At 66.6% G+C, this 11,824-nt stretch carries 9 protein-coding genes; 3 read left to right on the top strand and 6 right to left on the bottom strand.

Features of this window, described 5'->3' with window-relative positions; all coding sequences use genetic code 11:
- The first annotated feature begins 130 nt into the window (after window positions 1-130).
- The gene (gene uvrC, locus EH199_RS02840) at window positions 131-2,068 is read left to right on the top strand and encodes an excinuclease ABC subunit UvrC (protein WP_124807749.1); all 1,938 of its coding nucleotides are present in this window, start codon (window positions 131-133) and stop codon (window positions 2,066-2,068) included.
- A 23-nt stretch (window positions 2,069-2,091) separates the two neighbouring features.
- Here uvrC and EH199_RS02835 read toward each other — a convergent pair whose 3' ends face one another.
- From EH199_RS02835 to thiL, 6 genes are all read right to left on the bottom strand, one after another.
- A complete protein-coding gene (locus EH199_RS02835) occupies window positions 2,092-3,255 on the bottom strand; it encodes a M23 family metallopeptidase (RefSeq protein ID WP_124807748.1) in 1,164 nt (387 codons plus the stop codon).
- 89 nt (window positions 3,256-3,344) lie between these two features.
- A complete protein-coding gene (locus EH199_RS02830) occupies window positions 3,345-4,247 on the bottom strand; it encodes an acyl-CoA thioesterase II (RefSeq protein ID WP_124807747.1) in 903 nt (300 codons plus the stop codon).
- Between the two features lie 31 nt (window positions 4,248-4,278).
- The gene (locus EH199_RS02825; RefSeq protein ID WP_124807746.1) at window positions 4,279-5,160 is read right to left on the bottom strand and encodes a transcriptional regulator; all 882 of its coding nucleotides are present in this window, start codon (window positions 5,158-5,160) and stop codon (window positions 4,279-4,281) included.
- Window positions 5,157-6,341: a GNAT family N-acetyltransferase gene (locus EH199_RS02820; RefSeq protein WP_223806437.1), complete on the bottom strand. Its 1,185-nt coding sequence runs from the start codon at window positions 6,339-6,341 to the stop codon at window positions 5,157-5,159. The genes EH199_RS02825 and EH199_RS02820 overlap by 4 nt, the downstream gene beginning before the upstream one ends.
- 162 nt (window positions 6,342-6,503) lie before the next feature.
- Window positions 6,504-8,639 (bottom strand): sodium-translocating pyrophosphatase, encoded by a 2,136-nt coding sequence (locus tag EH199_RS02815; protein WP_124807745.1) that lies wholly within the window; start codon window positions 8,637-8,639, stop codon window positions 6,504-6,506.
- Window positions 8,640-8,753: 114 nt separating this feature from the next.
- Window positions 8,754-9,674, bottom strand: coding sequence for a thiamine-phosphate kinase (thiL, locus tag EH199_RS02810; RefSeq protein ID WP_223806436.1), 921 nt, complete (start codon window positions 9,672-9,674; stop codon window positions 8,754-8,756).
- 147 nt (window positions 9,675-9,821) lie between these two features.
- Here thiL and EH199_RS02805 point away from each other — a divergent pair, with 147 nt between their 5' ends.
- Window positions 9,822-10,994, top strand: coding sequence for an acetyl-CoA C-acetyltransferase (locus EH199_RS02805; protein WP_124807744.1), 1,173 nt, complete (start codon window positions 9,822-9,824; stop codon window positions 10,992-10,994).
- Between the two features lie 27 nt (window positions 10,995-11,021).
- Window positions 11,022-11,807, top strand: a complete 786-nt coding sequence (locus tag EH199_RS02800) for an SDR family NAD(P)-dependent oxidoreductase (protein ID WP_124807743.1) — start codon at window positions 11,022-11,024, stop codon at window positions 11,805-11,807.
- The last annotated feature ends 17 nt before the right edge of the window (window positions 11,808-11,824 follow it).

Here is an 11,824-nt window from a genome sequence, read left to right as displayed (position 1 = left end):
CGTCCCGCGAGAAAAAAGGGAAGCCCATGCCGACGCCGTCAGGCGGCGCGGGTGGATGTGCCCGGTTTGTCCACCGCGCGCAGCGGCAGGCATCTCCCCAAAGCGGAGGACAGCGCTTATCTGGACCACCATGGCCCGCGGCTCCGTTCCCCCTGACCGGCAATCGTCCGAACGTTTCCACGAGGACAAGGCGACCTACGCGCTGCGCGGGTCGGACCAGCCGGATATCGACAAGGGCGTGGAGACCATTCGCGAGGTGGTGCGCACGCTGCCCGCCAAGCCCGGCGTCTATCGCATGCACGATGCGCGCGGGGATGTGCTTTACGTGGGCAAGGCGCGGGTGCTGCGGAACCGCGTCACCAACTATACCCAGGTGGAACGCCTGCCCAACCGCCTGCGGCGCATGGTGAGCCAGACCCGGTCGATGACGATTGTCACGACCAATTCGGAAGCCGAGGCGCTGCTGCTGGAAGCGCAGCTCATCAAGCGCTTCCGCCCGCCGTACAACGTGCTGCTGCGCGACGACAAATCGTTCCCGTTCATCCTGCTGCGCACCGACCACGCGTTTCCGCGCATCATGAAGCATCGCGGCGCGCGCAAGGCGAAGGGGAACTACTATGGCCCCTTCGCCAGCGCCGGATCGGTCAACACCACGATCAACGCGCTGCAGAAGCTGTTCCTGCTGCGCTCGTGCAACGATGGCTTCATGGCGCGGCGCGACCGTCCATGCCTGCTCTACCAGATCAAGCGCTGTTCGGCGCCGTGCGTGGGGCGGGTCAGCGAGGACGACTATGCCGATCTGGTGCGGCAGGCGCGCGATTTCCTGGGGGGCAAGTCGTCCGCCGTGCAGCGCGAGATCGAAGGGCAGATGGCGCAGGCTTCCGAAGCGCTCGACTTCGAACGGGCGGCGATGCTGCGCGACCGCTTGCGCGCGGCCACGTTTATCCAGGGCAGCCAGGCGATCAACGCGGAAGGCGTGGGCAACGCCGATGTCTTCGCCATGGCGGCGAAGGGCGGGCATATCGGCATCCAGGCCTTCTTCATCCGGGGCGGACAGAACTGGGGCCACCGGGCGTTCTTCCCCAGCCACACCGAAGGGCTGGAGGAAGCCGAGGTGCTTACCAGCTTCCTCGCCCAGTTCTACGAGGAGGTGCCGCCGCCGCGCCTGATCCTGGTCGACCGGGCGTTGCCGGAAGCCGATCTGCTGGCGGAGGCCCTGCAGGAGGCCGCCGGCGGCAAGGTCGAGATTTCAGTGCCGCAGCGCGGCGACCGGCGGCGGCTGATGGAGCAGGCCAGCCGCAACGCGGTGGAAGCGCTGGAGCGGCGTCTGGCCGAAACCGGCACCAAGGCGAAGATCAACCGCGAGATGGCGGAGTTTCTGGAATTGCCCGAGGTGCCGCAGCGCATCGAAATCTACGACAACAGCCATATCCAGGGCACCAACGCGCTGGGGGCGATGGTCGTGGCGGGGCCGGACGGCTTCCTCAACAGCCAGTACCGCAAATGGAACATCAAGGCGGCGCAATCCAACGACGATTTCGCGATGATGCGCGAGGTCTTCCGCCGCCGTTTCGCCCGGGCGCAGGAAGAAGACCCGGATCGCGAAAGCGGCGTCTGGCCCGATCTGGTCCTGATCGACGGTGGCAAGGGCCAGATGAGCGCGGTGCGCGAGACGCTGGAGGAACTCGGCATCGACGACGTGCCGCTGATCGCCATCGCCAAGGGGCCGCACCACGGCCGCGAAGGGCGGGAAGTGTTCCATTTCGCGGACGGGCGGGAGAAGACGCTGCCCGTCAATTCACCCGTGCTGTTCCACTTGCAGCGTCTGCGTGACGAGGTGCACCGCTTCGCCATCGGCGCGCACCGCGAAAAGCGCAGCCGCGCGATCACGGCCAGCCCGCTCGATGAAATCCCTGGCATCGGCCCGGCGCGCAAGCGGGCGCTGCTGCTGCACTTCGGCACGGCGGGAAAGGTGCGCGCGGCCAGCCTGGAGGATCTGCAGCGCGCGCCCGGCGTCAGCTCAGCGGTGGCCCAGACCGTGTACGATTTCTACCACCCGAACGGATAACCGGCCGAACGGATAGCACGCGTTCAGGGAAAGCTGACGACCGCGTTGTTGTCGGGAAATTCGGCGGCAATGGCATGGGGCAGGCCCGATGTTTTCCAGGCGGCCTTTCCATCCAGCACGGCCGGATCGCTGGCCACGCCCGCCATGGTGAAACGGGCAATGGCATAGGGCAGGCCTTCCGCACCGAGCGCGGATGGCGCGTCCATCAACTGGAAATGCAGGTGCGGCGCATCGGAATTGCCCGAATTGCCCAGCTTGGCCAGTACTTGCCCGGTATGCACGGCCTCTCCCGGATGGACGAGAACGCTCCCCGTCTGAAGGTGGCCGTAGAGGGCGTAAGCGCCGTTCCCCAGGTCCAGGATCACGGTGTTGCCGCTGATCGTCTCCACCGTCGGACGACGGCCTTCCTGCGGGTTGGCGCCGGCGTTCTCCGGCAGATCGTCGATGATCGAGACCACCCTGGCATCCGCCACCGCGAGCACGGGCGCACCGTAGCCCGGATAGCTTTCGTTGCGGCCGGGGTCACCCGCGAGGAAGCGACCCTTGTTGTCGAGCCGGACCCAGTCGATCGCGAAGCGCTGCGCCAGATGCGCCCGCCCGTTGATCGCGTTCCACGAACGCCGGTGATCGGGTGCGGCCAGACCGTTGGCGGCCAGCCAGCCGTCGCCGGCAAGTGGCGGGGCGATCACCACGGCCGGCGCGTCGACCGGAGTGGCCGGGCCGGTCAGCGACCGTTCGATCGTCTTTCCATCGGGCAGTGTCAGCGAGAAAGTCAGGCGATGGCCCAGGCGCGCCGGCACTTTTGCGCCGGCGGGAAGCGCAAGATCGATGAACACCACGCCGGTTCGCCCGCCGGCCAGCGTACGTTCGGTGCCGGGCGTGGGTTCCGGGCCGATAGTGCCGATCATCGCGGCCAGATCGGCCGGAGCATAGTGGGCCAGTACCGTTCCCGCATCGTCGAGCAGGTCCAGTGCCGCCAGATCGATCGGCGCCGTGTGAAAGTTGGTGACGCGCAGTTCGTAAAGCAGCCGCGCGCGGCCATCGGTCACCACCGGCGCGGGTGCTTTGGGTATCGCCACATCGACGGGAAAGCCCGATAGCGCGGGGGCCTCTGCCATGGCGGCGGAACCGCCGGTGGGCAGCGGAGCAAATGCCAGCATGGCGAGGATGGGATAAGGCAGCTTCATCCCGCCATGCTCGCACAAGGCTCCGGCGGGTCAAGCACGCCCGTCGAAAGGTTGCGACGGCTTGTGGAATCGTGCGTGACGGTACCGGGTCAGGCTTTGGGCGCGATCGGCCGGATCATGCCTTCCTGCGCTACGCTGGCGACCAGCCGGCCGTCGCGCGTATAGATGCTGCCCCGGTTGAACCCGCGCGCATGGTCCGCCCACGGGCTGTCGCAGGCATAGAGCAGCCACTCGTCGGCGCGGAAATCGTCGTGGAACCAGATCGCGTGATCGAGGCTGGCGCTCATCACGTTGCCTTTGTCCCAGCGCAGATCGTGGGGAAGCGTGCAGGTGCCCAGCAGCGTCATGTCGCTGGCATAGGCCAGCACCGCGCGGTGGATCTTCGGATCGTCCGGCAGAGCGGCCATGCTGCGGAACCAGGTGTTCGCGACGGGTTCCATCCGCTTTGCCGTGGTCCAGCGTTCCGGCTCCACCGGCCGCAGGTCGATCGGGCGTTGGCGGAGCACGAATTCCTGCTGCGACTTGGGCAATTTGTCGAGATGGCGGCGGCGCAGTTCACGCTCGTTGACCAGTTCCTCGGGCGCGGGGACGGCGGGCATCGCACTCGCATGGCGTACGCCCGGCTCCCGCCGGTGGAACGAGGCCAGCATGGTCAGGATCGGCTTGCCCAGCTGGCTGGCGACGATGCGACGGTTGGAGAAGCTGCCGCCATCGAGATCGCGCTCGACGCGGAAATCGATCTCGTAGTCCTCGTTGCCGCCGCGCAGGAAATAGGCGTGAAGCGAATGGACCGGGCGATCCTCCGGCACGGTGCGTTCGGCCGCCGCGAGTGCCTGTCCAATGACCTGTCCGCCGAAGACTCGGCCGACGCCGCCGGGCTTGCGGCTGCCAAGGAATCGGTCGCCGCCCAGATCATCAACGTCGAGCAGGCGCAGCAGGCCGCTGACAAGTTCCTCGCCGGAAAGCTGGGGGGCAGGGGATGCGTCGTTCATCGCGCTCCCATGCGCGAGCCTGCCGTTTACGTCAACGCAAACCCTTTGCCTTGGCATAAAGGCGCCAGCTGAAAGCTTTGGCCCTGTTGCTTGCGGGCCACCGGCCGGGCGCGCGGGGATTCAGGCCATTCCTGCGCAGCAGTCCGTTGAAGGCCCGCGTATCGGCTTCGGCAAAGCTCCATTCCGAACGCCAGGTTATCGATAGCGATACCGAAGGCGCGGGGCCGTTGCGCACGAAATGCGGTGCCATCACCGGCACGAACAGCGCCTCGCCGGGGGATAGCGCCCATTCGCGCCCGCCTGCCGCCAGCTCGTCGCGCCAGTAGAGTTCGCGCCCGCCGCCGGTGTGATAGGTCTCGTGCGTTTCGTCGGGGGCGTAGAAGGCATCGCCCGCCGGAAACATCGTCATCACCTTGCTGCCCATCAAGTGCAGCAGGATGTTGTGTTCCGGATCGAAGTGATAGGGCGTGACGCCATCGGGGCTGGTGACGAAGACGAAGCCTTGCGGCTTCAGCATCGCGCCGGTGCGGGCCTCGATCGTCGGGCGCAGTTCTTCCAGCAGGCTTGCCAGCAGTTCGCCATAGGCGGGCACCTGCTCGATATTCTTGAGCGCCGCCCAGCTGCCGGTCGACGCGATGTTGCGGATCGTATCGCCGATGCCCAGGCCGTTGCCTTCGGCCTTCGCGCCGTTCAACCCGACGGGCAGGTCCGCGCGGTTGTATTCGACCGATGCTGCCGGCAGCGCTTCGGCCAGCGTCGCCAGCGCGTCCAGCGCCATCAGTGGGTGATCGCCCAGCCGGTGCGTCAGCTTGTGCGGTTGTTCGGGATAGGATGTGGCGAAGGCGGCGCGGGCTTCGTCGGTGAAGACGGGCAGGGCGCGGCTTGCGTCAAACGATCCGTGGTCTGGTTTCATGGGATGATCCCTGCGGGATTGCGGTTGAGTTCCATGGCCACCAGCCGTTCGAACGCGGCGCGGCGGGTTGTTCCGCCGATGGCGATGGAAATGCGGCCGATCGAGCGGCGTTCCATCCACAGCGAGTCGATCATCGGGTGATCGGCTGCGGCGCAACTGTCGCACCACGCAATATCTTCGCGTTCCAGCATGGCCAGGTTTTCCAGCTGGAGGAGGACGCCGGGCGAGAAACGGGCATAGCGTTCGTCGAAAGCGGTCTTGAAGGAAAAGGCGCCGGGCGCCGTCAGGAAGTTCGCCAGCATGGCGATCGGCTGTCCGTCAAGGGTGAGGCTCAGGCGTTCGAGCAGGCCACGATGGGCGGCATCGTTCATCGCCTCGCGGAACAGCAGTTCGGTTTGCGGCGCGCAGGCCAGCGCGCTGCCCGAACGGCCTTTCCAGCCTTCGGCTTCCAGCGTCAGGAATTGCTCGACCCACGAAGCGACCCGCTCGATTCCATCTTCGCGGTGGAACTCCAGCGCCCCCAGTTCGGACAGGCGGGCCTGTTGCCGGCGGTATTCCTTGCGCTTCTTGCCCGGCACCGCGCGCTGCAGGTAATCGTCGGGCGCAAGCCGGGAACACAGCAGCGCGCGTTCTTCCCGATGCACCAGCGCGATGCGCCTGCCCTGTTCCGCGCCGATCGCGTAGAGGCTGCCGATCAGGCCGTTGTCCAGCGGTTGCAGCGCAAGATGCAGGAACAGGGCCGAGCCGGCATTGGCATCGGCCCAGGCCAGCAAGGCGCGCCAGAATGACGGCTCGTCCCCGCGCGCGACCAAGGGCGCGCCCAGGAAGCAATTGGGGTGGAGCCAGTTGCCCAGATGCGGCAGCGGCCACCGGCCATAGCGCCAGGAAGGCGCCAGCGGCATCAGCCCGATCAGTTCGCCGCCCCGCTCCAGCCGGGCGATCCGAACCGTGCCCGCGGGGTCGAAACGGCGCAGAGCGGGCAGCAGATACCAGCTTTCGAAGAACGGGTTGGGCGTGGAGGCATCGCGCGCCAGGGCATCCCAGCGCCGCACCGCCTCGGCATCGACCCAACTGTTCCACGGCGCGACGATCAGCGCGGAATCGCCCGTGATGACGGCATGTGCCGGTGCTGGCGCAAGGCGCTGCCGGGATCGGCGTTCGATGAAAGGTTGCGCGCTCACGAAACTGTCTTCTGGCCCTGGCCTGCCTGCGGAATCAAAACCGCGTATCCGGGCTACCAGCAAGGACCGAAAGTTATGTTAATGATCGCACCGAAATGAAATGACCCCGCCCGTATGAACGGGCGGGGTCGCTTTCTCCCCGACTCGGGCCGGACGTTATGATCAGACCATGCTATGGCCTGCCAGCGCCGCAAGCAACAGCAGCGCGACGATGTTGGTGATCTTGATCATCGGATTGACCGCCGGACCGGCGGTATCCTTGTAGGGATCGCCCACGGTATCGCCCGTCACGGCCGCCTTGTGCGCTTCCGATCCCTTGCCGCCGTGGTGGCCGTCCTCGATGTACTTCTTGGCGTTGTCCCACGCGCCGCCACCCGATGTCATCGACAGGGCGACGAAGAGGCCGCCGACGATCACGCCGAGAAGCAGGGCGCCCAGCGCCGCGAAGCCGTTGTCCTGCCCCGCGACCCACGAGATCACGAAGTACACCACGATCGGCGCAAGGACCGGGAGTAGCGAGGGCACGATCATTTCCTTGATCGCGGCCTTGGTGACGAGGTCCACCGTGCGGGCATAGTCGGGCTTCGAGGTGCCTTCCATGATGCCCGGGTTGTCGCGGAACTGATCCCGCACGTCGACGACGACATCGCCGGCGGCGCGGCCGACGGCGGTCATACCCATGGCGCCGAACAGGTAGGGCAGCAGCGCGCCCAGCAGCAGGCCGACGATCACGTAAGGGTTCTCGAGGCTGAAATCGACGCTCAGGCTCGGGAAGAATTCGCGAAGGTCGGTGGTGTAGGCGGCGAACAGCACCAGCGCGGCGAGACCGGCGGACCCGATCGCGTAGCCCTTGGTGACGGCCTTGGTGGTGTTGCCCACGGCATCGAGCGCGTCGGTCTTTTCGCGGACCGAATCGTCGAGCCCGGCCATTTCGGCGATGCCGCCGGCGTTGTCCGTGACCGGACCATAGGCATCGAGCGCGACGACCATGCCGGCCAGCGCGAGCATGGCGGTGGCGCCATAGGCGATGCCGAGCGGACCGGCGAGCTTGTAGGTGATGATCATCGAGGCGACGATCGCCAGCGCGGGAAGCGCGGTGGCTTCCATCGAGATGGCCAGGCCCTGGATCACGTTGGTACCGTGCCCGGTGACCGAGGCCTTGGCGATCGACTTCACGGGGCGGTAGCTGGTGCCGGTGTAGTATTCGGTGATCCAGATGATCAGGCCGGTCAGCGCAAGGCCGACGAAGCCCGCGTAGAACAGCGAGCGGCCGGTGAACGCATAGTCATGGCCGAACGCCTGGTACGTGGTGCTGGCTTCCATGGCGCTGAAATCGCCCACGGTGCCGCCCAGCGCGTGGTTCATGGCGAACCAGATCGCCGGAACCGAGAGCAGGGCGGTAACGAAGAAGCCCTTGTACATGGCGCCCATGATGTTGTTCGAGGAGCCGAGCTTCACGAAATAGGTGCCGATGATGGAGGTGACGATGCAGACGCCGCCGATCAGCAGCGGGATCGCCATGAGCGCGTCGAGGTTGGCCGCGTTCTTCACGAGCAGCGCGGTCATGATCATGGTCGCGCCGATGGTGACGACATAGGTTTCGAACAGGTCGGCGGCCATGCCGGCGCAGTCGCCCACGTTGTCGCCCACGTTGTCGGCGATCACCGCCGGGTTGCGCGGATCATCTTCCGGAATGCCGGCCTCAACCTTGCCGACAAGGTCGGCGCCGACGTCGGCGGCCTTGGTGAAGATGCCGCCGCCCAGACGGGCGAAGATCGAAACGAGGCTGGCACCGAGCGCCAGCGCGGTGAGCGCGGTGACGACGGTGCGGCTGTTGGCCGCTTCACCCGCGATGCTGGTGAGATAGTAGAAGAATACCGCGATCGCGAGGAGAGCCAGACCCGCCACCAGCATGCCGGTGATGGCGCCGGCGCGGAAGGCAAGGGTGAGGCCCTGCTGCAGGCCGGATTGCGCGGCGGCAGCGGTGCGAACGTTCGAGCGGACCGACACGTTCATGCCGATGAACCCCGCCGCGCCCGAGAGCACCGCGCCAAGCACGAAGCCGATCGCCGATACCGCGCCGAGCGAGACCGCCACGATCACCGCGACCACAACGCCGACAATGGCGATGGTGGTGTACTGCCGCTTCAGATAGGCTTGCGCGCCTTCCTGGATGGCGGCGGCGATTTCCTGCATTCTGGCATTGCCCGCCGGCGCACCGAGCACCTGGCGGCTGGTCACGAAGCCGTAGACGATGGCTAGTAACCCCAACACTATCGCAATTGTTACTAGGTTCACGAGAGCATCCCCCTTTATTGATCCGGCGCCTTTGTGTCCGGTTGCCCGTCGTTGCGGGTTGGGCGGGGAGGCTATAGGTTTATTCGCGCCTCGCAAGCGAAACGATGACCTGGATCAATTGTCGTGGGCGCCGTGGATATAGCCCAGCCGCCCGGCGGGAGGAATGCCGTCCACCAGCAGCGGATGCCGGCCTTGCGGCTCGACCGACCCGATACGCCAGGCGGGGCACGGGGGCGTCATGCCGCCCGGCAGGGTGAACAGCAGTTCGTAGTCGTCGCCCCAGCGCATGGCGTCGGCGGCGCGCGCGGCGGGCAGGGCAGCGGGGAGCGGTACCGCGTCGGCCGCGATCGCCAAGGTCACGCCGCTGGCTTGGGCCAGGCGCGCACTGTCGATCAGCAGGCCGTCCGACACGTCCATCATGGCGCTGACGAGCGGTGCGAGCGCCTTGCCTTCGACCAGGCGCGGCGCGGGACGGCGGAAGGCTGCGGTGTCGGTCGGGGTGCCGCCTGCCTGCAGCGCTTCGAAGCCAAGCATGGCCGCGCCAACGGGGCCGGTCAGCCACAGCCCGTCGCCCGGCCTTGCGCCGGCTCGGGCAGGGACGGGGCGATGCGTGGCACGGCCGATGGCGGTCAGCCCGATCGCGCGGCGTCCGGTTGCATGCGTTGCCGGCGCGGCCACGGTGTCGCCTCCCAGCAAGGGCACATCGAAAGCGTCCAGCGCCTCGCGCAAGCCGGCAAGAAACCGCGCGTCATCTCGGCCAAGCATATAGCCCAGCAAAACGCCCGCCGGCACCGCTCCCTTGGCAGCAAGGTCGGACAGGTTGGTGGCGACGAGTTTCCACGCCACGTCCGCCATGTCCTGCGTGGGCAGCCAGTGCACGCCTTCGACCATCATGTCATGCGTCAGCACCAGGGCTTCGCCGCCGAACTCGAGCACGGCGGCGTCGTCGGCCAGCCCGCGCGCCGCGGGATCGGATGCCATCGCGCGCAGCGCGGCAATGAAGCCGCTTTCGTCGAGAGAGAGGGGGGCAGTCACCCATTTCCTTTGGGACGAGAGGGCTTGCGGGTAAAGTCCCGCGTGCTTCTCGCGGATCGCGAACCTTGCGGTGTGGGCGCTTGACCGTGGATCGTACGCGGTTTAACCGTTCGATTAAACCATTTGCCCGAGAGGAGTCGGAAGATCATGGCAACGGCCTATATCGTGGATGCAGTTCGCACGGCCGGGGGCCGGCGTGGCGGCCGGCTCGCCGGGGTTCATCCCGTCGATCTGGCGGCGGCAAGCCTTGATGCGATTGTTTCGCGCACCGGCATCGATCCGGCGGCGGTGGACGATGTGATCATGGGCTGCGTCACCCAGGCCGGCCAGCAGGCGATGCAGGTGGGGCGCAATGCCGTGCTCGCATCCCGGCTCCTGCCGCAATCGACGCCCGCGGTGACGATCGACCGCCAGTGCGGATCGTCGCAACAGGCGATCCAGTTCGCGGCGCAGGCGGTGATGTCGGGCGTGCAGGACGTGGTGATCGCGGCTGGCGTCGAAAGCATGAGCCGCGTGCCGATGGGGTCCAACGCCACGTTCCACATGAAGGAAGGGCTGGGGCACTACAAGTCGCCGGGCCTGGAGGCCAAGTATCCGAACGTCATGTTCTCGCAGTTCATGGGCGCGGAAATGATCGTGCAGAAGCACGGCTTCACCAAGGACGATCTCGACCGGTTCGGGCTCGCCAGCCACCAGAAGGCCATCGCGGCAACGCAGGCCAATGCCTTCGCCAACGAAATCGTGCCGATCACGATCGAAACGCCCGAAGGCGAACAGCAGCACACCGTGGACGAAGGCATCCGTTTCGACGCGACGCTGGAAAGCATCGCCGGCGTGAAGCTGCTTTCCCCGGACGGCTCGCTGACCGCCGCCACCTCCAGCCAGATCTGCGACGGTTCGAGCGCGGCGCTGGTCGTTTCGGAAGAGGCGCTCAAGCGTTACAATCTGACGCCCATCGCCCGCATTCACAGCCTGACCGTGACCGCTGGCGATCCTGTTATCATGCTGGAAGAACCGCTGTTCGCCACCGACCGCGCGCTCCAGCGCGCCGGCATGAAAATCGACGACATCGACCTTTATGAAGTGAACGAGGCTTTCGCTTCGGTGCCGCTCGCCTGGCTCAAGCATACCGGCGCGGACCCTGAGAAGCTCAACGTCAACGGTGGCGCGATCGCGCTGGGCCATCCGCTCGGCGCATCGGGCACCAAGCTGATGTCGACGCTGATCCACGCGCTGCGCGCGCGGGGCAAGAAGTATGGCCTGCAGACGATGTGCGAAGGCGGCGGCGTTGCCAACGTCACCATCGTCGAGGCGCTGTGACCGTTTTCCGGGAGAGGACTGAGAACCATGAAGCTTGATAACACTGTTGCCGCCGTCGTTACTGGTGGCGCGTCCGGCCTGGGTGCGGCCACCGCCCGCGCGCTCGCCGCCAAGGGGGTGAAGGTCGCCATCTTCGACCTGCAGAAGGAAAAGGGCGAAGCCGTCGCGGCCGAAATCGGCGGCGTGTTCTGCGAAGTGAACGTGACGTCGGACGAAAGCGTCGATGCCGGTTTCGCCAAGGCGCGTGCGGCGCACGGCCAGGAACGCATCCTCGTCAACTGCGCCGGCACCGGCAACGCGATCAAGACCGCCAGCCGCTCGAAGGAAACCGGCGAGGTCAAGCACTTCCCGATGGATGCCTTCAACTGGATCATCCAGATCAACCTGGTCGGCACGTTCCGCTGCATCGCCAAGTCGGCGGCCGGCATGCTGACGCTTGATCCGTGTGACGAGTTCGGTGAGCGCGGCGCGATCGTCAACACCGCGTCGGTCGCCGCGGAAGACGGCCAGATGGGCCAGGCGGCCTATTCGGCCTCGAAGGGTGGCGTCGTCGGCATGACCCTGCCGATCGCGCGCGACCTGATGGGTGAGGGCATCCGCGTCAACACGATCCTGCCGGGCATCTTCAACACGCCGCTGCTGGCGGCCGCGCCGCAGAACGTGAAGGATGCGCTGGCCGCCTCCGTTCCGTTCCCCAAGCGGCTCGGCATGCCCGAGGAATACGCCAACCTCGCGCTCTGCATGATCGAGACGGGCTATTTCAACGGCGAGGACGTGCGGCTCGACGGTGCCATCCGTATGGCGCCGCGCTGATACCAGAACACGGGAAG

Source organism: Novosphingobium sp. LASN5T, assembly GCF_003856955.1.
GTDB lineage: Bacteria > Pseudomonadota > Alphaproteobacteria > Sphingomonadales > Sphingomonadaceae > Novosphingobium.
Note: the sequence above shows the minus strand (reverse complement) of the source record. Positions and strands in the feature narration are given on the sequence as shown.